The organism is Novosphingobium sp. YAF33 (assembly GCF_052113265.1).
Lineage (GTDB): Bacteria > Pseudomonadota > Alphaproteobacteria > Sphingomonadales > Sphingomonadaceae > Novosphingobium.
On the sequence record NZ_JBFRCW010000004.1, the window covers coordinates 84,970 to 108,457 of the forward strand.

General features: G+C 66.4%; 19 protein-coding genes. 12 read left to right on the forward strand and 7 right to left on the reverse strand.

Going from position 1 to position 23,488, the window contains the following annotated elements; translation table 11 throughout:
• Positions 1-166: 166 nt before the first annotated feature.
• Together AB4Z00_RS09785 and AB4Z00_RS09790 are read left to right on the forward strand one after the other, a co-directional pair.
• Positions 167-1,207 (forward strand): alpha/beta fold hydrolase, encoded by a 1,041-nt coding sequence (locus tag AB4Z00_RS09785; protein WP_442045782.1) that lies wholly within the window; start codon positions 167-169, stop codon positions 1,205-1,207.
• Complete coding sequence (locus AB4Z00_RS09790) at positions 1,204-1,740, forward strand: cytochrome P460 family protein (protein WP_442045783.1); 537 nt, start codon at positions 1,204-1,206, stop codon at positions 1,738-1,740. Before AB4Z00_RS09785 ends, AB4Z00_RS09790 begins: the two co-directional genes overlap by 4 nt.
• Positions 1,741-1,827: 87 nt before the next feature.
• On the opposite strand, the gene AB4Z00_RS09795 is transcribed toward AB4Z00_RS09790, so the two are convergent.
• From AB4Z00_RS09795 to AB4Z00_RS09805, 3 genes are read right to left on the reverse strand one after another with little or no spacing between them, the layout of a single operon-like run.
• Complete coding sequence (locus tag AB4Z00_RS09795) at positions 1,828-2,622, reverse strand: alpha/beta fold hydrolase (RefSeq protein WP_442045784.1); 795 nt, start codon at positions 2,620-2,622, stop codon at positions 1,828-1,830.
• 22 nt (positions 2,623-2,644) lie between these two features.
• Positions 2,645-3,058: an organic hydroperoxide resistance protein gene (locus tag AB4Z00_RS09800; protein ID WP_132265994.1), complete on the reverse strand. Its 414-nt coding sequence runs from the start codon at positions 3,056-3,058 to the stop codon at positions 2,645-2,647.
• A gap of 28 nt (positions 3,059-3,086) precedes the next feature.
• Positions 3,087-4,397, reverse strand: a complete 1,311-nt coding sequence (locus tag AB4Z00_RS09805) for an epoxide hydrolase family protein (RefSeq protein ID WP_442045785.1) — start codon at positions 4,395-4,397, stop codon at positions 3,087-3,089.
• Between the two features lie 208 nt (positions 4,398-4,605).
• Here AB4Z00_RS09805 and AB4Z00_RS09810 point away from each other — a divergent pair, with 208 nt between their 5' ends.
• Both AB4Z00_RS09810 and AB4Z00_RS09815 read left to right on the forward strand, forming a co-directional pair.
• Complete coding sequence (locus AB4Z00_RS09810; RefSeq protein ID WP_442045786.1) at positions 4,606-5,697, forward strand: redoxin domain-containing protein; 1,092 nt, start codon at positions 4,606-4,608, stop codon at positions 5,695-5,697.
• Between the two features lie 123 nt (positions 5,698-5,820).
• A complete protein-coding gene (locus tag AB4Z00_RS09815; protein ID WP_442045787.1) occupies positions 5,821-8,751 on the forward strand; it encodes an ATP-binding protein in 2,931 nt (976 codons plus the stop codon).
• Between the two features lie 38 nt (positions 8,752-8,789).
• Here the strand turns inward: AB4Z00_RS09815 and AB4Z00_RS09820 are convergent, their stop codons facing one another.
• Positions 8,790-10,220, reverse strand: coding sequence for an aldehyde dehydrogenase family protein (locus AB4Z00_RS09820; RefSeq protein WP_442045788.1), 1,431 nt, complete (start codon positions 10,218-10,220; stop codon positions 8,790-8,792).
• 100 nt (positions 10,221-10,320) lie between these two features.
• Here AB4Z00_RS09820 and AB4Z00_RS09825 point away from each other — a divergent pair, with 100 nt between their 5' ends.
• The 5 genes from AB4Z00_RS09825 (at position 10,321) to AB4Z00_RS09845 (ending at position 16,956) form a co-directional block, all read left to right on the forward strand.
• Positions 10,321-11,223, forward strand: a complete 903-nt coding sequence (locus AB4Z00_RS09825) for a LysR family transcriptional regulator (protein WP_442045789.1) — start codon at positions 10,321-10,323, stop codon at positions 11,221-11,223.
• An 82-nt stretch (positions 11,224-11,305) separates the two neighbouring features.
• Positions 11,306-13,144 (forward strand): cation:proton antiporter, encoded by a 1,839-nt coding sequence (locus AB4Z00_RS09830; RefSeq protein ID WP_132265984.1) that lies wholly within the window; start codon positions 11,306-11,308, stop codon positions 13,142-13,144.
• A complete protein-coding gene (locus tag AB4Z00_RS09835) occupies positions 13,141-13,776 on the forward strand; it encodes an OmpA family protein (protein WP_442045790.1) in 636 nt (211 codons plus the stop codon). The genes AB4Z00_RS09830 and AB4Z00_RS09835 overlap by 4 nt, the downstream gene beginning before the upstream one ends.
• Before the next feature lie 117 nt (positions 13,777-13,893).
• A complete protein-coding gene (locus AB4Z00_RS09840) occupies positions 13,894-14,169 on the forward strand; it encodes a hypothetical protein (protein WP_442045791.1) in 276 nt (91 codons plus the stop codon).
• Positions 14,170-14,382: 213 nt separating this feature from the next.
• On the forward strand, positions 14,383-16,956 hold the full coding sequence (locus AB4Z00_RS09845; protein ID WP_442045972.1) for an HWE histidine kinase domain-containing protein: 2,574 nt from the start codon (positions 14,383-14,385) through the stop codon (positions 16,954-16,956).
• 28 nt (positions 16,957-16,984) lie between these two features.
• On the opposite strand, the gene AB4Z00_RS09850 is transcribed toward AB4Z00_RS09845, so the two are convergent.
• Together AB4Z00_RS09850 and AB4Z00_RS09855 are read right to left on the reverse strand one after the other, a co-directional pair.
• The gene (locus AB4Z00_RS09850; protein ID WP_442045792.1) at positions 16,985-17,368 is read right to left on the reverse strand and encodes a ribonuclease HI; all 384 of its coding nucleotides are present in this window, start codon (positions 17,366-17,368) and stop codon (positions 16,985-16,987) included.
• 96 nt (positions 17,369-17,464) lie between these two features.
• The gene (locus AB4Z00_RS09855; RefSeq protein ID WP_442045793.1) at positions 17,465-20,023 is read right to left on the reverse strand and encodes a TonB-dependent receptor; all 2,559 of its coding nucleotides are present in this window, start codon (positions 20,021-20,023) and stop codon (positions 17,465-17,467) included.
• Between the two features lie 520 nt (positions 20,024-20,543).
• Here AB4Z00_RS09855 and AB4Z00_RS09860 point away from each other — a divergent pair.
• On the forward strand, positions 20,544-20,720 hold the full coding sequence (locus tag AB4Z00_RS09860; protein ID WP_165921397.1) for a hypothetical protein: 177 nt from the start codon (positions 20,544-20,546) through the stop codon (positions 20,718-20,720).
• A gap of 32 nt (positions 20,721-20,752) precedes the next feature.
• Here the strand turns inward: AB4Z00_RS09860 and AB4Z00_RS09865 are convergent, their stop codons facing one another.
• Complete coding sequence (locus AB4Z00_RS09865; protein ID WP_442045973.1) at positions 20,753-21,943, reverse strand: MFS transporter; 1,191 nt, start codon at positions 21,941-21,943, stop codon at positions 20,753-20,755.
• Between the two features lie 128 nt (positions 21,944-22,071).
• Between AB4Z00_RS09865 and AB4Z00_RS09870 the strand changes: the two genes are divergently transcribed.
• Complete coding sequence (locus AB4Z00_RS09870; protein ID WP_243841187.1) at positions 22,072-22,857, forward strand: AraC family transcriptional regulator; 786 nt, start codon at positions 22,072-22,074, stop codon at positions 22,855-22,857.
• A 196-nt stretch (positions 22,858-23,053) separates the two neighbouring features.
• Positions 23,054-23,464, forward strand: coding sequence for a hypothetical protein (locus AB4Z00_RS09875; protein WP_431567192.1), 411 nt, complete (start codon positions 23,054-23,056; stop codon positions 23,462-23,464).
• The last annotated feature ends 24 nt before the right edge of the window (positions 23,465-23,488 follow it).

Here is a 23,488-nt window from a genome sequence, read left to right on the forward strand (position 1 = left end):
TGGATTGAAACCATCGCACGCGGCGGCTCGGCCTTCGGAAAGGGTGGCTCTGGTTCAGGGCGCTGAAATGAAGTCGTTTTCCGCTGCGCTCACAGAACCTCACGCCAATTAACAAGCCGGATCGGCGCGGCCCGTTTATGACCTCCTGGCAGACAAGGAGGTCGTCATGCTCAACGAAACGCCCATTCTTACCCCTTCCCGGCGGCGCGAATTCATCGCCGGCGCCGCGGCGCTGGCATCGGCCATGGTGGCTGGTCTCGGGCCGAAAAGCGCCATGGCGGCCGCGCCCGTGCGGCAGGCATCCAGGGCTCTTGAGCCGGTGCGGCAGATTGCTGCCGGTACGCTCGACATCGGCTACGTGGAAATGGGCCCGTCTTCCGGGCAGCCCGTGCTGCTGTTTCACGGTTGGCCATACGACATCCACAGCTTCGCCCAGGTCGCGCCGATCCTGGCCGCGCAGGGGCACCGCGTCATCGTTCCCCACTTGCGCGGCTTCGGCACGACCACCTTCCGGTCGGCGACCAGCCCGCGCAATGGCCAGCAAGCCGCGCTGGCGGCAGACGGCATTGCCTTGATGGATGCGCTCGGGATTCGGCAGGCCATCGTCGCCGGGTTCGACTGGGGCGCCCGCACGGCGGACATCATGGCGGCGCTCTGGCCGCAGCGGTGCAAGGCGCTGGTCTCGGTCAGCGGCTACCTGATCGGCAGCCAGGCGGGGAATGCCAAGCCCTTGCCGCCCAAGGCCGAACTGCAATGGTGGTATCAGTTCTACTTCGCCACCGAACGCGGCCGCGCCGGCTATGCGGCCGACACCAAAGCCTTCAACCGCCTCATCTGGCAGCAGGCCTCGCCCCGCTGGGCTTTCGACGACGAGACGTATGAGCGCTCGGCCGCGTCCTTCGCCAATCCGGACCACGTCGATATCGTCATTCACAACTACCGGTGGCGGCTCGGCCTGGCGCAGGGCGAGGCGCAGTACGACGCTGCCGAGGCGCAGCTTGCATCGGCGCCTGCGATCACCGTTCCCGCGATCACCATGGAAGGCGATGCCAACGGCGCGCCGCACCCGGAGCCTGGCGCTTACCGCGCGAAGTTCTCCGGCCCCTACGAGCATCGCCTCATCACCGGCGGGATCGGCCATAACCTGCCGCAGGAGGCGCCTGAGGCCTTCGCCAAGGCCGTGCTCGATGCGGGGAAGCTGGCATGATGCTGCGTCCCGGTGCCTGCTGCCTCGCGCTGGCTGCAGCGGTTCTGGGCCTGTCCACCATGGTGGCGGCCCAGGACCGGCAGACGGAAGCGGCTCCTGTCTACGGCGTGAGGTTGCCGGAGGGCTACCGCGACTGGAAGCTCATCAGCGTCGCGCACGAGGCGGGCAAGAACAACGACATCCGTGCGATCCTGGGCAACGAGATCGCCTTGCGCGCCTATCGCGCGGGAACGCGGCCGTTCCCCGATGGCGCGGTGATCGTGCGGCTGGCCTGGCGCTTCGAATCGTCGCCCCGGAACGACGCGGTGTTCCCGGCTCCGCAGTCCTTCGTGGCGGGGGCGGCCACTAACGTCCAGGTCAGCGTCAAGGATGCGCGGCGCTATGCGGCCAGCGGCGGATGGGGCTACGGCCAGTTCGAGGACGGAAAGCCTGACCCCGACGAGGCACTGACACGCTCCTGCGCGGCCTGCCATGCCAGGCTTGACGCGGGCGAACCGGATGCGGACCGGGTCTTCACCGACTACGCACGCTGAAGCGGGCGACATCGATCGCCCGCTTGCCGCCAGTCGCTGGCCATGACGCCGGTGCGGGACACTATCGCCCGCACCGGCGTTCCTGTCTTATTTTGCCATGGCGGCCCGCTCGATCAGCGCCGCGACTTCGGCCGGGTGCGACACCATGACGACATGCGAGCCGCCCTTCACGACCACCGTCTGCCGCGACTGCGCGCGCTCGGCCATGTAGTGCAGGGCGGCCGGCGGAATGTTCCGGTCGGCATCGCCATAGACGAACCACGAAGGCACATGTTTCCAGGCCGGCGCGGTAGAGGGTTCGGAGAGCGCGGCTTCGGCCACCGGGCGCTGCCCGGCCGCCATCAGGCGTGCCTCCGCCGCTGGCACGTCGGCCGCGAACTGGTCGTGGAAACGGGCCTGAAGGATGTAGAGATCCTTGCCGCCGCCCGCGATCGGGACGGGCGGCGCCAGTGCCGGAGCGAGCGTACTGCCGGGAAACTTGCCGGTCAGACCCAATGCGGTCTCGCCCGTGTCCGGCGCGAAGGCGGAGACGTAGACCAGCCCCTTGATGCTCGGCAGTCCATCCGCCGCCTCGGAGATGACCGACCCTCCGTAGGAATGGCCGACCAGCACCACGGGTCCGGCAATGCTTTTCACCACGTCCGAAACGACAGCGGCGTCCGCACGGACCCCGCGCAAGTTGTCAGGCGCGGCGACCACGGCATATCCGTCGTGCTGGAGCACGGAAATGACGCCGTTCCAGCTGGAGGAATCCGCAAAGGCGCCGTGGACCAGCACGATCGTCGGTTTCGGTGTCAGCGTGCGCGTCTGCGCTTCAGCCGCGGCATAGGGAACGAGCGCGCCTGCAGCCAGGGCCAGTGCGCCGGCAAGGACAGTCTTCATGATAGAAATCTCCGTTACAGCGTCAGGCCAGGGCCACGACGGTGTCGATGTTGCCCTTCACCGCCTTGGAGTAAGGGCAGGTGCGATGCGCCGCTTCGATGATTTGGCGCGCGAGGTCCGGTTCGAGCCCGGGCACATGGACGTCGAGCCTTGCCGCCAGCGCATAGCCGTCCGGGCCGTGGCGGAGTTCGACATGCGCATCGATGGACAGGTCGCTCGGGAGCGTCACGCCCCTGGTTGCGGCGGCAATGCCCATCGCGCCCTCGAAACAGGCCGACCAGCCGGCGGCAAAGAGCTGCTCCGGATTGGTGCCCTGGCCTGCCGTGCCGGGGGTGGACAGCGCGATGTCGAGGCGCCCGTCGGAACTGCGGGCCTTGCCTTCGCGGCCCCCGGTGACATGGACTTCGGCGGTATAGAGCGTCTTGATGTCGGACATGGTATTCTCCTTTTATTTGAGGGGTTCGTCAGCGCAGGGGGCGGAAGGCAGCGCGCAGTTCCCGGGCGAAGAGCGCGGGCTGCTCCCAGGCGGCGAAATGGCCGCCGGTTTCTGTCTCGTTGAAGTAGAACAGGTTGCGGTAGCAGCGCTCGGCCCAGCTTTTGGGCGCGCGAAAGATCTCGCCCGGGAAGACGCTGACGGCCACGGGCAGGTCGATGATGCCGCGCGCGTTGAAGTTGTTCGAGTGGTCTTCCCAATAGATCCGCGCGGCCGAGGCCCCGGTTTCGGTCAGCCAGTAGAGCGAGATGTCGTCCAGTATCGCCTCGCGGCCCAGAACGCGCTCCGGCTGCCCGCCGCTGTCGGTCCACTGGGCGATCTTCTCGTACATCCATGCGGCCATGCCCACGGGCGAATCCACCAGCGAATAGCCGATGGTCTGCGGCCGGGTATTCATCATCGCGGCATAGGCCGAGTTATCGCGATAGAAGGCCTGGAGCTGCTCGAAAGCCCGCCGTTCCTTGGCCGAGAGCTGGCCGGGTGCGGGATCTCCCGCTGCCAGGGTCCGGGCGATGTCGGCCGGGACCACGGCGGGCATGTTGAGATGGATGCCCAGCAGGCCCGGCACATGCTGAAGCGCCATGCGCTGAGAGATCACCGAACCGCAATCGCCGCCCTGGCTGACATAGCGGTCGTAGCCGAGCCGCAGCATCAGCGTGGACCAGGCGCGGCCGATCCGGTCCGATCCCCAACCCGGCGTGGTCGGCCTGGCCGAAAACCCGAAGCCCGGGATCGAGGGGATGACGAGGTGGAAGGCATCCTCGGCCATGCCGCCATGGGCGGTCGGGTCCGTCAGCGGAGCGATGACGTTCAGGAATTCCAGGACGGAGCCGGGCCAGCCATGGGTGAGGATCATCGGCATGGCGTTCTCATGGCGGGAGCGCACATGGATGAAGTGGATGTCCAGCCCGTCGATTTCGGTCATGAACATCGGCAGGGCATTGAGGCGCGCCTCCACCTGCCGCCAGTCGTAGGCGCCGCCCCAGTAGGCCATGAGCGGCTGCAACGTCTGGCGGCGCACGCCCTGGCTGTCGTCCTCCACGGGCTGTGGATCGGCCCAGCGGGTTTCGGCGATACGGCGCTTCATGGCCGCGATCCGCTCCGCAGGCACCGTGACCCGGAACGGACGGACGCTACCGGCCTTTCCGGGCATGGCGGCCGCCCCGAGCGCATCGTCCGGTGCCAGCGCGCGGGCCGTGCCGGGCAGGGCGGCCAGGGCCACCGCGGCGGTTCCCGCCCCGGCCACGAAATTCCGGCGCGATGTCAGATTGTCTGCGATCATCTCTCTTCTCCTTGGCCGGTCTCCGGGCCGTGTGGCGAACAAAGTAGAGGGATCGTCGCGGGATGCCCGTTAGCTGCGGTGATGCCGCGTTAGCGCCTGTTGTGCGCCGCCGCCCCGGGTGAAACTGCGCGCAGCTAACGCAAGCTGGCGTGCAGGACTGCCTTCCCGGCGCCTAGAACGCGGCCTCCATCCAAGGGAGCCATCCGCCATGACAACGAACCGCTCGCTGGGCTTCATCGCCGCCGCCCTCATGACCGCAGGAAGCACGACGGCGCTCTGCTGCCGAGAGGCGCTGGCCCGCCCGCTGCAGGACGGCGACGCCGTCGCCGCAGCCACTCCCTCCCGCATCGGGCCGATCGACCTGCTGGAACGGGCAAGGCCATGGCTGGCGCCGCAGGGCGCTCCGACGCTGCGCGGCAAAGTGGTGCTGGTGAATTTCTGGACTTACTCCTGCATCAACTCGCTGCGGGCGCTGCCTTATCTGCGTGCCTGGAGCGATCGTTATGGAGACAAGGGATTGCAGGTGGTCGGCGTCCATGCGCCGGAGTTCGGCTTCGAGCACGATCCCGCCAAAGTCCGCAGCGCCATTGCCGCGCTGGGCATCGGCTATCCCAACCTTCAGGACAACGACTATGCGATCTGGAGCGCCTTTGCGAACGAGGGCTGGCCGGGCTTCTATTTCATCGACGCGAAAGGCCAGGTCCGTGCCTATCGCGTGGGAGAAGGCGGTTACGACCAGGCCGAGCAACTGCTGCGCAAGCTCCTGACCGAGGCCGGGCATGACGTTTCGGGTGTGCCGCTGGCCTCGATCACGGGGCAAGGCATCGAAGCCGAGGCCGACTGGCGCAACCTGAAATCGCCGGAAGCCTATCTCGGCTATGCCAAGGCGGCCGCCTTCGCTTCGCCCGGCGGGTTCGAGCGCGATGCTGCACATCGTTATGCACCCGCGCGGGCGCTGCCTCTGAACCGCTGGGACTTGTCCGGCGACTGGAGCGTGGGGCCGGAATTCGCGGTGTCGGGCGGTTCGGACGGCGCCATTCGCTTTCGGTTCCATGCCCGCGATGCCCACTTCGTGCTCGGCGCGCCTGCCGGTGGAAAGCCCGTGCGCTTCCGGGTGACCATCGACGGCGCGGCCCCCGGCGCCGATCATGGCGCGGATACCGACGCGGCCGGCTGGGGCGAGTTGCGGCAGGACCGGCTCTACCAGATCGTCCGCCAGCACGGCGCCGTCACCGATCGCACGGTTCGCATCGAATTCTCGCAGCCGGGCGTCCGCGCCTATTCGGTTACATTTGGATAATCCCGCCCTCCTTTGCGCACCGTGTCTTGATCTGGGAAGGAAACTGCTGAAAACGCCTAGTCAGGTTTGTGTGATCCCGTCGACACATAGCGGCAGGCGGGGATCCAGAGGACAGGCGATATCGTGGCGGATCAGGACAACCCGGCGTTCGGCGAGCAGATGGTGTTCGGGCCGTTCTGCCTCTCTCCCGGCGCGCGTCTGCTGACGCGTGACGGACAGCCGGTGGAGATCGGCGGGCGTTCGTTCGACTTGCTCGTTGCCCTGGCCGAACAGCCCGGCCGCGTGCTGTCCAAGCGCGAACTGCTTCGGCGCGTATGGCCCGATGTTGTGGTGGAAGACGGCAGCCTGCGCTTCCACATGGCGGGTCTGCGCAAGATTCTGGGCGAAGGCGGTAAGGCAGGCGAAGGCGGTAAGGCAGGCGAAGGCGGCGGGGCAGGCGAGGGCGATCAGGGTGGCGGCGCGCGCTACATCGCCACGCAAGTCGGCGTCGGCTACGCCTTCGTCGCCCCGGTCGAGAGACCGGCGGAGGCCGGTTCCCCGCCGGACGTCACGACACCGAAGGTGGCCGAAGGCTTCACGACCAATATCCCGCCGCCGCTGCCGCACCTCATCGGCCGTGAGCGCGATGTGGAACTCCTGCTGAACCGCGTGGTCGATACCCCGATATTCACCATCGCCGGCCCGGCCGGCGTGGGAAAGACGTCGCTCATGGTCGAGATCGGCCAYCGGCTGACGGCGCGTTTCGCGGGCGATGCCGCCTTCGTCGACTTCGGCATGCTGGAGAACCCCTCGCTCGTGCCGCCGATGATCGCCGGGGCCATGGGCATATCCGTGCATAGCGGTGATCCCGCCGCGGTGATCCTGGGCCACTTGCGCGACCGGCCTTTCCTGCTGCTGCTCGACAATTGCGAGCATGTCGTGGAGCAGGCGGCAGAGATCGTCGAGCGGATCACCGAAGCCGCGCCGCAAGTGCGGATCGTCACGACCTCGCGGGAGCCGTTGCGGGTGAGGGGGGAACATGTCCACCGCCTCGACGCGCTGGACTATCCCGAGGATCCGGAGGGCATGACGCGGGCGCAATTGCTGGCCTATCCCGCCGTGCAGCTGTTCTGCGAAAGGGCGCGGGCGGCCGACAGCGCGCTGGAAATCGACGCGGAGGATGCCCGCCTCATCGCCGGGATGTGCCTGCGGCTGGACGGCATGGCCCTGCCTATCGAACTGGCGGCCGTGCGCGTCGCCGCTCATGGGGTGGCGGCCACGGCCCGCCAGATCGGCGAGCGTTTCAGCCTTGCATGGGCAGGGCGGCGCACCGCGCAGCCGCGCCAGCAGACCCTTCGCGCCGCGCTGGACTGGAGTTACGACTTGCTCTCCCCGGCCGAACGAACCGTGCTGGACCGGCTCTCCGTCTTCGTCGGCCCCTTCTCGATCGATGCCGCCATCTATGTGGTGAGCGATGCCACGCTCGGTTCGGACGAAGTGGCGGCCTCGTTCGACGAACTCACGGCCAAGTCGCTCATTTCGCCCAATCGCCTGCGCGGCACGGGGACTTATCGCCTGCTGGAGATGACCCGCGCCTATGCCAAGGAAAAGCTTGCCGGGCGCGGGCCGGAGGAGCTTCGGGCCACCACCCGGCGTCATGCGGCGTTCTTCCTGACGGAACTGGAAGCGATCGCGGCGCAGGATGCCGCCGCCTTCCAGGACCCGCGCTCGTTTCGGCCGCAGCTGGGCAATATTCGCAGCGCCCTGGACTGGAGCTTCGGGCCGGAGGGAGACCTGAAGCTCGCCGTGCGTCTGGCCGCCGCCAGCCTGCGGGTCTTCCTCAATCTGTCGCACCTCGTGGAGTGCCGCACCTGGGCGGCCCGCGCCATCGCGGCGCTGGAGCCGGAGCAGCGCGGCAGCGCGATGGAACTGGAATTGCAGAGCGCGCTGGGCATCGCGCTGATGTTCACCCGCGGCAACAGTTCCGAAGCAGGGGCGGCGCTCACCCGCGCGCTGGAAATCGGCACTGCGCTGGAAGATCGCTGGGGGCAGCTCTGCACGCTGGCCCGCCTGCACATCTTCCACGAGCGCATCGGCGAATACGAAGTCGCCATGCGCCATGCCGAACGTGCGGTGGAGATTGCCGAGGCGATCGGAGAACCCGAGGCCCTGGCGGTGGCCTATTCGCTTTCGGGTATCTCCCATCACCTGGCGGGCGACCAGACCCGCGCCCGGCACGACCTGGAACGCGCGCTGGCGGCCAGTCCGCCTTCCGAGCGCAGCCGGACGATCGCTTTCGGGTTCGATCATCGCAACCGATCCACCATTGCCCTCGCGCGGACCCTGTGGCTGTCCGGCGAACCCATGGCCGCGCGCGCTCTGGCAGAACAGGCCGTGCGCGAGGCGGCGGGGCTGGATCACCCGGTAACGCATTGCATCGCGCTCATATGGGCTTTCTCGGTCTACTTGTGGATGGGCGAGATGGCGCTGGTGGACCAGACACTGGCGGCTTTCACCGATAGCGCCCAAGTCAACGCGCTCGGCCCCTATATCGCGGCCGCCGGGGGTTTCCGGGGCGAAGTGGCCGTGGAGCGGGGCGATCATGCCGCGGCCGTTCTGGCGCTGCAGGAGAGCCTCTCGCTTCTACGCGCCGCGCGCTACGATCTGTTGACGACGCCGTTCTCGATCGCCCTGGCGCGCGGATTGGCCGCGGAGGGCCGGCTGCAGGATGCGCGGCAGGTCGTCGATGCCACCATTACCCGCTGCACCGCCAATGAAGAGCGCATCGCCTTGCCGGAACTGCTGCGGATCAAGGCCGCGATAGTCGGTGCGGCCAGCGCCAATGGGGCAGGCGCGGCGCGGGCATTGCTGGAGGAAGCGCGCAGTCTCGCCCGCGATCAGGGCGCCCGTGCGTGGGAACTGCGCGCCGCGCTCGATCTGGCGGCGACGCTGGTCCAGGAGGGCAAGGCCCATGAGGCCAGGGCGCTTGTCGAGCAGGCCCGGCACGATATGTCACGGCCCGCCCAGGATCGCGATCTTGGGCGGGCCGAAACGCTGCTCGCTTCCTTGTCGTAGGGCGGCGTCGCAAGGCGGAGCCCTACGACGCCGGCGGCTCAGGCCATGATGGCCTTGGCCTCCAGCAGGGCTTCGATGCCGAAGGCGCCGTTGTCCCGGCCGAGGCCCGAGTGCTTGAAGCCGCCGAACGGGGCGGTCATTTCCATCGGCGCGCCGTTGATGATGACGCGGCCCGCCAGGATGCGCTCGGCCACGGCGCGCGCCCTTTGCGGGTTGCCGCCGGCGACATAGGCGTGAAGGCCGTAGTCGGTGTCATTGGCGATGGCGACGGCCTCTTCGTCGCCCTCGTAGGGAATGATCGAAAGGACGGGGCCGAAGATTTCCTCGCGGGCAATGGTCATGTCGTTGCGCACGCCGGTGAAGATCGTCGGCTTCACGAACCAGCCCTCGGCCACGCCTTCGGGACGGCCTTCGCCGCCGGCCAGCAGGATCGCGCCTTCTTCCTGCCCCTTGCGAATGTAGGACTGCACGCGGTCCCACTGGCGCTGGCTGACCATCGGCCCGATCGTCGTTGCCGGATCGCGCGGATCACCTGACCGGACATGGGCCACGGCTTCCCGGATGCCGGTCTCGAACGCCTTCAGCCGGTGCGCCGGGACGAGAATGCGCGTGCCCGCGATGCAGGCCTGGCCGCTGTTGTTGAAGCCGGCGGCGAGCGCGAAGGGGATGGCAGCGTCGAAATCGGCATCGTCGAGCACGACCATCGGCGACTTGCCACCCAGTTCCAGCGTGACTCGCTTGAAGGTCTCGGCCGCGGTGCGCAGGATCGCCCGGCCGGTGACCGTGGAGCCGGTGAAGGAGACTTTCGCGATATCGGGGTGGCCGCTGAGTTCCGCGCCGACCACGTCGCCCCGGCCATTGACGATGTTGAAGACGCCCGCCGGGATCCGTGCCTCATGCAAGGCCTCGGTGACGATCTGGGTCTGCAGCGCGCTCATTTCGCTGGGCTTGATCACGCATGTCGCCCCGGCCGCGATCACCATGGCCAGCCGGGCAGCGATGAAGCCGGGATTGGCATTCCAGGGCGTGATGATGGCGGCGACGCCCAGCGGTTCCATCGTTACCGTGGCGGTGCCCATCTGGCGCACGAAAGCATAGTCTTCCAGCGCCTTGGCCGCCTCGCGAAAGGCACCCACGGCGTAGTCCACCATCCAGGCGGAGCGTGAGACCGGCGCGCCGTATTCTTCGATCACGGCATCGAGCAATTCGGCGCGGCGGGTCTCCAGGGCTGCGGCCAGGCGATCCAGCATGGCGGACCGTTCAGCTTTGCTCGTTCGCGCCATCGCCGGGAAAGCGCGCCGCGCCGCAGCAACCGCCTTGCGGGCGTCGATCGCGTCGCCGAGCCGAACTTGCCCGATCACGCCTGCGGTGGCTGGATTGTGGAGATCGAACAGCTCCGTGCCGTGCGGGGTCACGAACTGGCCGTCGATGTAGATGGTGTCGATGTAGATCGTGTCGATGGTCTTCATGTCACTGGGGTCCTTTCCTGGGAACCCGGCTGATGTAGTTCTGTGGAATTATCTGGATAAGCAGGATAGAACGGGATGAGTTGATGAAGGAATAAGGATAATGAAAAGCGGCCTGGTCGAATTCGAAGGCGTGGTCATGATCGCGCGTCTTGGCAGTTTTCGTGCTGCCGCCGAGGAGTTGGGCCTGTCGACGTCGGCGCTCAGCCACGGCGTTGCGGCGCTGGAGCGGCGGCTGGGGGTGCGGCTGTTCAACCGAACGACCCGCAGCGTCTCGCCCACGGATGCCGGGGCGCAATTCATTGCCCGCATCGCCCCTGCGCTCGTGGAAATCGGCAGCGCCATCGAGGATGTGAACAGCCACCGCGACACGCCCGCCGGCACGCTGCGCATCAACACATCTGCCGGGGCTGGTCGCATGACCCTGACCCCGATCTTCCTCGAATACCTGGCGCGTTTCCCGGACATGAACCTGGTGCTGGCGACGGAAGGCCGGCTGGTGGACATCGTGCAGCAAGGGTTCGACGCCGGCATCCGGCTGATGGAACATGTGCCGCAGGACATGATCGCGGTGCCCATCGGCGGTCCGGTGCGGATGATCGTCGTCGCCACGCCGGGCTACCTCGCGCAATGGGGAACGCCGCAAGTGCCTGCGGACCTGCTGCATCACCGCTGCATCCGCGCGCGGCTAGCCACCGGCGCGATCTGGAAATGGGAGTTCGAGCGGCGGGGAGAGGCGGTGGAAGTCGACGTTCCCGGCGCCCTCGTCCTGGACGAAATGACGCTGATGCAGGAAGCGGTCCTGGCCGGTATCGGGCTGGCCTATCTCAACGAATGGTCGGTCAGGGAGCATGTCGCGCAGGGCCGGCTGGTGGCGGTACTGGAGGATTGGAGCCCGCCCTATCCGGGCCTCACGCTCTATTATCCGGGCAACCGCCATACCCCGGCCGGTCTGCGGGCCCTGGTCCAGCTGATCCGGGAGCGAAACCTGGCGGAGGCCGGCTAGCGATCCGTTCAGGGGCTTGCTGGGGAAAAAAATTCGTGCCCGCCGGTTACCTTGGCTGCCCGAGATGGTTATGCCTCCCGTCATGCAGCAGCAAGCCCTCGTCTTCGCGCTGATCGGCTTCCTCGGTATCGGCGCGCAATGGATCGCGTGGCGTACCGGTTGGCCGGCCATTGCCCTCATGCTCGCCGCCGGTGTCCTTGCAGGTCCCGTCACCGGCCTCGTCGTTCCCGAACACACTTTCGGTGACCTGCTGGAACCGATGATCTCGGTCGCTGTGGCGCTGATCCTGTTCGAAGGCGGCCTCAGCCTCAATTTCCGCGAACTCAGAAAGACCGAAGGCGCGGTGACGCGCCTGATGATGATAGGCATTCCCGTGGGCTGGGTGCTTGGCGCCGTGGCCTGCTACTACGTCGCGGGGCTGGTCTGGCCGGTCGCGATCCTGTTCGCAGGCATTCTGGTGGTGACCGGACCCACCGTGGTCATACCCCTGCTGCGCCAGAGCAACATCGCGCCGCGGCCGCGCGCGATCCTGAAATGGGAAGCGATCGTCAACGATCCCTTCGGCGCGCTCTGCGCCGTCATCACTTACGAATACCTGCGCCGGGCGGGCGAAGGCGGCACGCTGCTTTCGGTGCTGGCCGCCCTCCTGGCTGCCGCGCTCGTGGCGGGGCTCATCGGCTATGCCGTGGCCCGCGCCATCGCCTGGGCCTTCCCGCGCGGACATGTGCCGGAATATCTCAAGGCGCCCGTCCTGCTGGTGGCGGTGATCGGCACGTTCGTCCTCTCCAACATGATCCAGCAGGAAACCGGTCTGCTCGCCGTCACGGTGATGGGCGTGGCCATCGCCAACATGCGGCTGGATTCCCTGCGCGACATTCACCCCTTCAAGGAGAACGTCACCGTTCTCCTTATCTCGGGCGTCTTCGTGCTGCTGTCCGCCTCGCTCGACTTTGGAGTGCTGCGCCAGTTCGAGTGGCGCTTCATCGCCTATCTGCTGGCGCTGCTGTTCGTGGTTCGCCCGGCGACGGTGCTGCTGAGCCTGGCCTTCAGCAAGATCCCCTGGAACGAGCGGCTGTTGGTGGCATGGATCGCGCCGCGCGGCGTGGTCGCCGTGGCGATGTCCGGCCTTTTCGCGCTCCGGCTCGACCAGCTTGGTTACGGCGACGGCAGCATTCTGGTGACGCTGTCGTTCTCGGTGGTCGTGGCCACTATCCTCGCGCATGGTTTCAGCATCCGCTACGTGGCGCGCTGGCTGAAGGTGACGGGCGCGCGCAAGAAGGGGCTGCTGATCGTGGGCAGCACTTCGTGGAGCCTCTCGCTGGCCAACCAGCTGCGTCAGCTCGACGTTCCGGTGATGATTGTGGACACCAGCTGGCAGCGCCTCTCCGTCGCCCGGCAGGCCGGCATTGCCACTTACCACGGAGAGATTCTGGCGGAATCGACTGACGAGCGCCTCGACCTCACGCAGTTCCAGGTCCTGGCCGCGACGACCGACAACGAAGCCTACAATGCGCTCGTCTGCAGCGAGTTCGCCCCGGACATCGGCCGGGACTCGGTCTATCAGCTCGGCGGGATGGGCGATGACGAGGACCACCGCAGCTTGCCCGAAGCCTTGCGCGGCCGTGCCATGTTCGCCTCGGGGATCGGCGTGGCCGAAATCGCCGAGCACGAACGCGCCGGCTGGGCCTTCCGCAAGACCCGCATCAGCGAGCAGTTCGACTTCGCCGATGCGCAGGCTGCGCTGCCGGAAGATGCGAACATGCTGTTCCTGCTGCGCAAGGACGGCAGGATCCTGTTCTTCACGCATGCCTCGCGGCCCACCCCGCAACCGGGCGACACGATCATTTCCTATGGCCCGTCGCGCCACGGCGAGCCCGAAAACACCCGCGACACGATTGAAAACAAGGAGGCGACAGCATGAAAAGCGCGCCCATGATCGCATCCGCGATCCTGCTGGCGGCCCTCGGCGGCTGCCAGCAGGGCACCGGAAGCGAGGGAGAGAGTACCGATAGCGCCACGCAGGGGGCAGCGCCCGATGGCGTCGTTCCCGATAGCGCCCTTCCTGACGCGGACGCCAGCGCCGCACCCGATCCTGCGGCGGACGAGCCGAAGAAATCGATCATCCGCGCCGATGTCGATGTGGGGCCGACCCAGGCACCGCCGGTCGAGACGGTCCACCTCGTCGTGCCCTATCCGGCAAAGGGCGCCAGGCCCGACGAGGCCGGGCGTTCGCTGCTGGACGGGTTGCTGACCACGCCCGCTTTCGCGGCCGGCGGGGCGATCACGATCTGGGGGCACAGCGACTCCCGCGGTTCGGATGCGGACAACCTGGCCGCCTCGCGCAGGCGGGCGGAAGCGGCGCGCGACTATCTCGAAAGCAAGGGAGTCGCGAAAGCGCGCATTTCGGTCGTCGCGCTGGGAGAGGCGCGCCCCATCGCGCCCAATCGCAAGCTCGATGGCAGCGACGACCAGGAAGGGCGCGCCAGGAACCGCCGGGTGGAGGTGGAGATCGCCGCTCCGCAGCCCTCCGCGCCGGCCTCGCCGACGCCCTGAGGCAACGACGGGGCGGTTTCTCCGTTTGCATGGTACAGGCCGAACGCGCAGGGTTGCCGTCTCTTTCGAGACGGGGCTGCGCCTTCGGCCCCACGCCCTAAGGAGGAACACGTTATCATGACCCCCATCGAGCGAGCCGCACGCGCCGTGGTGCAGCAACAGTCCGCACCTGCGCGCTGGGAGGATCTGGCGGAGGCGGAGCAGGACCGGCTGAAAGCGGACATCGCCGCCGCCCTTCTGGCCCTGCGCGAGCCCGACGATCACATGGAAGCGGCCGGGGATCTCGCTTTGGAAAGCGCCAGCTGCCGCGCGATCTGGAGCGCCATGGTCGATGCGGCCCTGGCCGACCGGGACGAGCCCGATGCGGCACCATCGCCCGATCCGCTTGCCTGACCGGCGGCGCGAATTCGCAGGCGCCATGCGTCTCTTGCTTGCGCCTGACAGCAATCGGCGGCAGGACTTTTCGCGGTCGCAACGATTGCATGAATCGGCAGAGCCAGCAACTTGCCCGAGTTTCGCGAGTTGCACCCGGATTGCGGAATCAAAGGCGCATCCGGGCCGCGACCGGGCAGTCGAAGATCAAGAGGCGACGTGACGAACACTGGTATGACGGTCGATCTGACCAACTGCGATCGTGAACCCATCCACCTGCTGGGCGCCGTTCAACCCGTCGGCTACCTGATCGCTCTCAGCACGGACTGGGTGATCTCGCGCGTTTCCGCCAATATTGCGGCGCTGCTGGACGTTCCTCCCGAAAGTCTTGTTGGCCAGCCGTTTTCGGGCTTCATCCCGGCCTCGCTGATCCATGACTTGCGCAACCGCATGGCCTATCTGGTGTCTCCGGATTCGGTGGAGCGTATGTTCGGCGTGAGACTGGTCGAGGGCGGGCAGTGCTACGACCTCGCGCTTCATCTCTCGCAAGGGCAGATCGTCCTGGAATTCGAACCCGGCGTGCCGACCAGCGGGGATTCCAGCGGCATGGTACGCGCGATGATGGCGCGGCTGGACACGCGGCCGGACCTGGCCTCCTTCTACCGGGAAGGCGCGCGCCAGGTCCGCGCGCTGCTGGGCTACGACCGGGTGATGGTCTACAAGTTCGCGGCAGGCGGCGACGGCGAAGTGGTGGCGGAGGCCTGCAAGGCCGGTATCGGATCCTTCAAGGGACTGCACTATCCCGCCAGCGACATTCCCCGCCAGGCGCGCGAACTCTACAAGCGCAACCTGCTGCGGGTCATTCACGATATCGATGCCGTGCCGGTTCCCATCGTGCCCCAGTTGGACGCCGAAGGTAAACCGCTAGACCTGTCGCTTTCGGTGCTGCGGTCGGTCTCGCCGATCCATATCGAATATCTGCGCAACATGGGCGTCAGGGCCTCGCTCTCGATCTCCATCGTCGTGGACGGCGAGCTTTGGGGGCTGTTCGCCTGCCATCACTATTCGCCGATCTCGCCCACGTTCGAGCGTCGCTCCGTCAGCGACCTTTTCGCCCAGATGTTTTCCATGCGCCTGGAAAGCCGGGAGCGCCGGGAGATGGCCGAATACGAGCGGCGCGCGCGCGATATCTCGGACCAGCTCCTCAGCGCCGTCGCGTCGGACGAAACGCTGCTGAAGGACCCCGACTGGCTTGCCGACATCCTGATGAGCGCGATCCCGGCCGATGGGGTGGGCGTGTGGATCAACGGCAACTACGCCTTTTCCGGGTCCGTGCCGCCCAGCGAGGACTTTCGCGCCATCGTGCGCGCCCTCAATGCCACGGCGGCGGGCAAGGTCTTTGCCACCGATCACATCGGCTCGCTGGTCAAAGGGGCCGGAAGCTATGCCGGGGACGCCGCCGGGCTGCTGGCCATTCCCATCTCGCGATCGCCGCGCGATTACGTCGTGCTGTTCCGCTCGGAAATGCGCCAGTCCGTGCGCTGGGCGGGAGATCCGCACAAACCGATCGAATATGGCCCGAACGGCCCGCGCCTGACGCCGCGCGAGAGTTTCGCCGAATGGAACGAGCAAGTGGAAGGCCGCTCCCGTCCTTTCCTGCAGCACGAGCTGCGGGTGGCCGAGACCTTGCGCGCCACGCTGATCGAAGTGGTGCTCCGCCTGGCCGACGAAGCCGCGGCGCAGCGGCAGCAGGCCAATGGCCGGCAGGAACTGCTCATCGCGGAACTGAACCACCGCGTGCGCAACATCCTCGGTGTCATCCGGGGGCTGGTGCGGCAGTCCCAGCCTGACGAGGATGCCGTGAAGGAATTCGTCGAGGTGGTCGATGGACGCATCCATTCGCTCGCCCGCGCACACAACCAGATTACCGACGATCACTGGGGGCCGGCACCGCTACAGGCGCTGATCGATGCCGAAGCGGCCGCCTTCGCCGCGCACAAGGAAAGCTCCATCCATTACGAGGGGCCGTCGATCCTGCTGAATCCGCAGGCCTATTCCTCCATGGCGCTGGTGGTTCACGAACTGGTGACGAACTCCACCAAATACGGCAGCCTCTCGGGCGAGGGGATCGTCCAGATCGCCTGGGAACGTGCCGACAACGACGACCTCATCCTGACCTGGACGGAAAGCGGGGGGCCGACAGTCAAGGAACCCACACGCAAGGGTTTCGGCACGACCATCATCAAGCGTTCGGTTCCCTACGATCTGGGCGGCGCGGCGGACATCGTCTACGATCCGGCCGGGGTGCGGGCGACCTTCCGCATTCCCGCACGCCACCTTTCCGAACAGCGCAATTTCAAGGGCACCACGATCAAGCTGCCCAATCCGCGCCGAATTTCGCATGGACCCGCCCAGTCGAAGATGCCGATCCCGCACGATCTGCTGGCGGACATGTCGGTGTTGATCGTCGAGGACAGCCTGATCATCGCGCTCGACGCGGAAGACATCCTGGGCCGTTTCGGCGCGGAGATCGATACGGCTTCCAGCGCGGAAGGCGCGCATGGGGCGCTCGATGGCGGCATGCCGGACCTCGCGATCCTCGACATCAACCTGGGCGACCAGACCAGCTTCGGCGTGGCGGACCGGTTGACGAATGCGGGTGTGCCTTTCTTCTTCGCAACCGGCTACGGCGAACAGGCGCTGCTTCCGCAGGAGCATCGCTCGCGCATCGTCGTGCAGAAGCCTTATACGACGCACAATCTGGCGCGGGCCGTCGAAGACCTGCTGGGCCTGACGCCCATCGAATAGGACCAGCCGCTTCCCGCCCGCCCGGGCATCAACGCGGATGGCGCCGGGCGAGGGCTATGCCCGCCAGGTTCTGCTCGCGCTTGATCCAGCGAATGCGGGCGGGTCTGGCCTTGGCGACGAGGGCCAGAAATTCCGCCTCGTGGCGGTTGCGGGGTTCGCCGCGCTTCAGGGTCTCGTTGGCCTGGCGAACAACGGGAAGAGCATCGCCGACCAGCTCGATATTCTGCAGCCCCAGCGATTGCGCCAGTTCCAGCGCGCGGTTCAGCGCGCGCCATTCGGCATCCTCGTTGCTGCCCTGTCCCAGGTTTTCGAAGAGATGCACCGCGCCGCCGATGACGGCGGCGGCCTCGATCGGGCCGGGGTTGGGGCGGCAGCCGCCGTCGAAGAACACTTTCAGCCGGGATCGGGACATGCCGCGCTTGTGGTCCAGTTCGCGGCGAGATGCCAGCCGTCTCCGGCGCTTCGCAGCGCGAAAGGCCGGAGAACTGGCATTGGGGCGTGCGGGGCGTCAGCTTCCGAAGTTGAACTTCAGCCGCAGCCCGTACATCCGCGGCGGGCCATAGGCGAAGTCCAGGATGCCGGAGCTTTCGTAGCCGCCGCCCGATGCGGTCTTGAAGCGCTTGTTGGTGAGGTTGGTGGCGAAGGCGGCAATGTCGAAGCCCGAGCCGAACACGTCGCTCCAGGAGGCGTTGAGGTTGAAGAGGTTGGTGGCCGGGATCGTGACGCGCTGCGGGTTCGCGGCCGTGGCTGCGGTGAAGAAGTTGCCGTCCACCGCCTGGCTGGAGGTATAGGTATAGTTGCCGCCGAAGGACAGCGAGCCCGTCTTTTCGCCCAGCGGCACGTCGAGATCCGCCGATAGCGTCAGGCGGTTCTTCGGCGAATAGCTGAGCGGATCGCCGGGCTGGCCGCGCGGGATGATCTGCTCGAACGGGCTGTCCGGGCTGAGCGTGGGGGGCACCAGTTCCTTGATCTCGGTATCGAGGTAAGTGTAGCCCGCCGAGAGCCGCAGCCGCTGGAACAGGGTAATGCCCGTGTCCACTTCGACGCCCTGGATCTTCGACTTGCCCGCATTGATGATCGCGGCGCCGCCGGCCAGGCCGCTGCCCTGCTTGGCGATGAGGGCGCCGAACACCTGCTGGTCGCTGAAATCGTTATAGAAACCGGCAATGTTGAAATAGCCGGGCAGGGAACCGCGCAAGGTCAGCTTGGCGCCCAGTTCGTAGGAGTCCACCTTCTCCGGATCCCATGTTTCGAGCCCGGGGTTGGTGAAGTTGACGCCGCCCTGGCGATAGCCGCGTGCATACTTGGCATAGAACAGCATGTCGGGCGTCGGTTTGAAGTCCAGGTCGATCAGCCAGGTCGGCCGGTTGGACTTGTTGGAGATCCGCGTGCTGCAAGCGGTCGTGTCGCCGCCGTTGGCGAGGAGGTTGACGGTGGGGTGATTGAGCACGTCGTTGCAGACGCGCCCGACGGGAATCGTGCCCAGTCCCGGTATCGTCGCCAGGTTCCAGCGGTTGCTTTCGGAGACGCCCACCGTCTTGTCGAACGTATAACGGAAGCCGCCGGTAAGCGCGAACTGATCGGTAAAGTTGTAGGTGGCCTGCGCGAAGGCGCCGTGGTTGTCGAAATCGAAGCGCGTGCGCGATTCAGAGACCAGCGCGATGCCCAGGCTGGAAGCGGGCAGGCCCAGCGGCAGCACGCCGGAGCAGCCGAGGTTCCCGGCATCCGGGCAGTTCCCATAGATGCCGGTGCGCTGCTGGTTCCATCCGATCGGCCGGCTGAATTCCAGGTAGCCGCCGATCACGTAGTTCAGCTTGCCATTGGCCGAGCGGCCCTGGAGCTGGAGTTCCTCGGTTGCGGTCGATTCCGCTGCTGCGTGATAATTGGGCTGGATGTCGAGCGCGATGTAGTTGAACGGCGCGCCCACCGTGACGTAGCCCAGCGACTGGAATGTGCGGGTGACCGGCGTGTCGGCGATGCGGAAGTTGTCGCTGTAGAGATTGAACGCCGAATCCTCCCGGAATTCGCCGTAGCTGGCGATGTTCTTCACCGTCATCGTGTCGCTGGCCTGCCAGGTCGTCGTGTTGATGACCTGCCATGTCTCCAGCAGGAAGCGCGGATCGGGATTGCTCACTTCCACATCGAGCCTGCCGTCTCCGCGCGCGGCCTGCCGGTCGATCTGGGCACAGGCGGCCGTTGCGGTGAAGTAGCGGGTGAACGGACCGCCTGCCAAAGGACTGGCCGCGTCGCGATCGCAGTTCTCGTAATGGGTGGCGTAGCCGTTCGTGTCCGACCGGCTGTAATGGAAGATCGTGTAATTCTCGAGATTGGGCGTCAGGTCGGCGACCACGCTGAGACGGGCGTAGACGTAGTCGGTATTGTTGTACGCGTCAGGCCCGATGCCGGAGCGGTTTTTCATGTAGCCGTCGCGCTTGTTGCGGTCCACCGCGAGGCGGACCCTGAACGTCTCCGCCAGCGGGACGTTGAGTGCCGCCTGGATCCGGCGCTGGTCGTAATTGCCGATGGTGCCTTCGATATGGCCTTCGAACAGATCGGTCGGCCTGGTCGGAACCAGCAGGATCGCACCGCCGGTGGTGTTGCGGCCGAAGAGCGTGCCTTGCGGGCCTTTCAGCACCTGCACGTTCTGCAGGTCGGTGAAAGTGCCGGCGCCCACGGTATTGCCGGAGGTCGTGCCGCCCTGCGCGCGAACGCCCACGACGTCCGCGAAATAGACGCCCACGGTGGGCGCCGTCGAGGCATCCTGGTTGAAACCGCGCAGCGAGAAACTGGCTTTCTCGGCGCCGTAGCGCGTGTTGACGGAGAGGGAGGGCGTATAGGTCGCCAGGTCCGATGCCACGACGATATTGCGCTTTTCGATGGTGGCGCCGTCATAGACCGTCATCGAGATCGGCACATCCTGAAGCCGTTCTTCGGTGCGGCGGGCCGTAACGATGATATCGCCGGGATTTATCGTCGGCTGGCTTTGCGCCAGTGCCGGCATCGCCGTCGAAGTGCCGCCCAGCACGGCGCCCATGATCATGACGCGCGTCAGCTTCCCTGCATTCATGCCTGTTCTCTCCTCCCGGTATCGTGTTTTTCTTTTTTTGTTTTCCCACCGATATTGTTCTGTTTTCGGTGATGATTTGAATTTATCACGCGCACAGACAGCCGACGCCGCGGCGGCGCGCGCAAGTGTTCGGTTCGGAATGATCTGGGTATACTGCCGAAAATCGCCGCAATTCGGCCGGCTTTTCCCAGCCGGTACTTGCTCCCTCGCTCCGTATCTTGCCCGGAGCGTACTGCGGGTGATGCCCGGTGAAAAGAAACTATCGTTTCGTTGCAACCCGTTGCCAAATCGCGCGCCGCGAAATTCGCGGTCTAACAAGAGCTTGGCGATTTAATCTTCCGTCACGGATTATTGTTAGTGCCGATGCAGACTATCGGGCGACCATGGCGCGCGCGGGCTTATCGGAGACTTGCCAAGGGGCGGACGGGATTGCATGCAGCGGCCGATGCTCAGGCCGGAAGGCCGCTTGTCTGCGGGCTGTGGACCGCCCGGACCTGCGGCAGGAAAGTGGAGACGACTTGTGTTTGCGATCGGCTGCCTCGCCCTCATCGTCCTTCCCCTTGCCGGACTGGCGCTGGGCGGGTTCCTGGCCGGGCCGCTCGGCGCGAAGTGGGGCGCGGGGGCGGGGTTCGCCATCGCCCTGGGACTGTGCGGCGTGACGACTTACGCGCTCGTCGCCGCCGCCCGCCGGCGCTAGGCCGGACCCTCCAGGGCCCGGCCCGGGCCGGTCTAGGCTTTGTTCACGCGCGGCAGGAATGCCGTCAGCAGGCCGATCGCCGGGAGGAAGGCGCAGACGTGGTAGACCGTCTCGATGCTCGTGCGGTCGGCCAGCCAGCCGAGCACGGCCGCGCCCAGACCGCCCATGCCGAACGAGAAGCCGAAGAACAGGCCAGAGATCATGCCGACTTTCCCCGGCACCAGTTCCTGCGCGAACACGACGATGGCCGGGAAGGCGGAGGCCAGGATCAGGCCGATTACCACGGTCAGCGGGCCTGTCCAGAACAGGCTGGCATAGGGTAGCAGCAGCGTAAAGGGCAGGGCGCCGAGGATCGAGAACCAGATCACGTATTTGCGCCCGAACCGGTCGCCCAGCGGCCCGCCCATCACCGTGCCGACCGCGACGGCGGCCAGGAAGGCGAAGAGGTGGAACTGCGCGTTCTGCACGGTGAGGCCGAAGCGGTGGATGAGGTAGAACGTGAAGTAGCTCGTCAGGCTGGCGAGGTAGACGTATTTGGAGAAGATCAGCGCCAGCAGGATGGCGATGCCGCGCGCGGCGTGGCCCTTGGGGAGGCCCGCGGAAAGCTTCGCCTTGCCGCCGGCCGCCAGCCGTTCCAGGCCATGACTGCGATACCAGGCGGCCACGTTCCACAGGACGGCGCCGGACAGCAGTGCCAGCAGCGCGAAGAAGGCCAGGCTGGACTGTCCCCAACGCACCACCACCAGCGCGGCGGCCAATGGCCCTAGCGCCTGACCGGCGTTCCCGCCCACCTGGAACAGCGACTGCGCGAGTCCGTGCCGTCCGCCCGCAGCCATGCGGGCCACGCGGGAGGATTCGGGATGGAACACGGAAGACCCCATGCCCAGCAGCGATGCGCCGACCAGCACCAGTCCATAGCTATGCGCGGCCGACAGCACGGTCAGTCCGGCCAGCGAGAACAGCGTGCCGCCGGGCAGGGCGAGCGGAGTCGGTCGCTTGTCCGCATAGAGCCCCACCAGTGGCTGAAGGATCGAAGCGGTGATCTGGTAGGCCAGTGTCACCAGGCCGATCTGGCCGAAACTCAGGCCCAGGTCGGCCTTCAGTGCAGGATAAATCGCGGGCAGCAAAGACTGCATCATGTCGTTCAGAAGATGGCAGAAACTGATGGCGACGATCACGCCGAACACGGTTCCATTCACGGCCGTCTGTCCGCGATCGTCCATCGCCGGGCCGGACCCGCCTGCTGCCAATTTCTGGGCCATTTTTGCCGCCTCCTTCGCGGTCCTTTGCTCGTGGCGACTCTCCTATTCGCTTTGAGATCGTCCCGCTTCGGCATATGGGTCATTCAATTATGATTGTGGGACATCAGATCCAGCAGCGCCAGCCGGCGGATTACGAGGACGTGCCGCGGCCGGTCGTGGGTATCGGCAACGATTATCCGCCCTCGTTCGAACTGGCGGAGCACAGCCATCGGCGCGGCCAGTTTCTTTATGCCTCGCGCGGCGTGGTGGCCGTGAGCACGCCGGATGGCGCCTGGGTCGCACCGCCGGAGCGCGCGGTGTGGATCCCTGCCGGAACGCCGCATTCGGTGCGGATGGTGGGCAAAGTGCAGACGCGCAGCGTGCTGGTGGCGCCTTCGGCCGGCGCGGCTCTGGCGGATACTTGCCGGGTGGTCGCGGTGTCCCCGCTGCTGCGGCAGCTTCTGGTGGCGGCGTCCGAAGTGCCGGCCGAATACGACCTGGAGGGCCGCGACGGACTGGTCATGGCTCTGCTGGTCGCCGAAATCTGCCAGGCGCCGGTTATTCCCATCGTCGTGCCTTTTCCGCGTAACCCCGCGCTGGCGGAACGCTGCCATCGCTTTCTGGAAAGCCCCCGCGCCGGAGACACGATCGAGCGATGGTCCGATGCCCTGGCGATGAACCGCCGCCGGTTCACGCGGCTGTTCCGACGGGAGACAGGCATGAGTTTCGCGGAATGGCGGCAGCAGGCCTGCCTCTCGGTGGCCCTGCCGCGGCTGGCTGCCGGCGATTCCGTCACCGCCATCGCGCTCGACCTCGGTTATGATGGACCGGGGAATTTCTCCACGATGTTCAAACGCGTGCTGGGCGTGCCGCCGAGCCGTTACCTGCAGCAATAGTGGACCGGAATTATCCTAGATTAACTTTTTGAAGTCCGGCCGGTCTTTATCGTTGACAGCGTTGTCACTGACCAGCGCTTAAGTCATGCGCTTCAGCGGGCGCGCAGGAGTCGCGGGGCGTTAACAGCTGGGGGCGATGGGTAGAAAACTTGGGGAAGAGGGTTTCGGCGGGCTTGGGCCGACGCCGGAGAGTGGCTTGTCCGGGCATGTGTCCGCAGGCGGGCCAAGTGGCCATCCAGGTGGCGAAGGGCTGGGTGACGGGGCCGCGGAAGGCGATGCCGATCTGCTGCCCCTGGCCGAATATATCTATCGATGCCGCCGGATCCGCGATGAAATGCTCGGCGCGGATTTCTTCGGGGAGCCGGCCTGGGACATTCTGCTCGACCTTTTCATCGGCCAGTCCCGCAAACCCGCGGCGCCGCTCGGCACCTCTTCGGCCAATACGGTGCTGCGCTGGCAGAACGTGCTGGAAGCGAAAGGGCTGGTGACGCGCTGTACGGATGCCGCGTCGGGCGGCAACCATGCCTGCCTTACCGACAAGGGGCAGGCGCTGATGCGCGATTACTTGCGGCGGGCCGCGCGCAGTACCGGAAAGGTGAATATTTGACTATCCAATGGGAGTCATTCGTAA

Coding starts and splice junctions, on each gene's coding strand:
- AB4Z00_RS09785 (WP_442045782.1), top strand. CDS start 167: ATGCTCAACGAAACGCCCATTCTTACCCCTTCCCGGCGGCGCGAATTC.
- AB4Z00_RS09790 (WP_442045783.1), top strand. CDS start 1,204: ATGATGCTGCGTCCCGGTGCCTGCTGCCTCGCGCTGGCTGCAGCGGTT.
- AB4Z00_RS09795 (WP_442045784.1), bottom strand. CDS start 2,622: ATGAAGACTGTCCTTGCCGGCGCACTGGCCCTGGCTGCAGGCGCGCTC.
- AB4Z00_RS09800 (WP_132265994.1), bottom strand. CDS start 3,058: ATGTCCGACATCAAGACGCTCTATACCGCCGAAGTCCATGTCACCGGG.
- AB4Z00_RS09805 (WP_442045785.1), bottom strand. CDS start 4,397: ATGATCGCAGACAATCTGACATCGCGCCGGAATTTCGTGGCCGGGGCG.
- AB4Z00_RS09810 (WP_442045786.1), top strand. CDS start 4,606: ATGACAACGAACCGCTCGCTGGGCTTCATCGCCGCCGCCCTCATGACC.
- AB4Z00_RS09820 (WP_442045788.1), bottom strand. CDS start 10,220: ATGAAGACCATCGACACGATCTACATCGACACCATCTACATCGACGGC.
- AB4Z00_RS09825 (WP_442045789.1), top strand. CDS start 10,321: ATGAAAAGCGGCCTGGTCGAATTCGAAGGCGTGGTCATGATCGCGCGT.
- AB4Z00_RS09830 (WP_132265984.1), top strand. CDS start 11,306: ATGCAGCAGCAAGCCCTCGTCTTCGCGCTGATCGGCTTCCTCGGTATC.
- AB4Z00_RS09835 (WP_442045790.1), top strand. CDS start 13,141: ATGAAAAGCGCGCCCATGATCGCATCCGCGATCCTGCTGGCGGCCCTC.
- AB4Z00_RS09840 (WP_442045791.1), top strand. CDS start 13,894: ATGACCCCCATCGAGCGAGCCGCACGCGCCGTGGTGCAGCAACAGTCC.
- AB4Z00_RS09845 (WP_442045972.1), top strand. CDS start 14,383: ATGACGGTCGATCTGACCAACTGCGATCGTGAACCCATCCACCTGCTG.
- AB4Z00_RS09850 (WP_442045792.1), bottom strand. CDS start 17,368: ATGTCCCGATCCCGGCTGAAAGTGTTCTTCGACGGCGGCTGCCGCCCC.
- AB4Z00_RS09855 (WP_442045793.1), bottom strand. CDS start 20,023: ATGAATGCAGGGAAGCTGACGCGCGTCATGATCATGGGCGCCGTGCTG.
- AB4Z00_RS09865 (WP_442045973.1), bottom strand. CDS start 21,943: ATGGACGATCGCGGACAGACGGCCGTGAATGGAACCGTGTTCGGCGTG.
- AB4Z00_RS09870 (WP_243841187.1), top strand. CDS start 22,072: ATGATTGTGGGACATCAGATCCAGCAGCGCCAGCCGGCGGATTACGAG.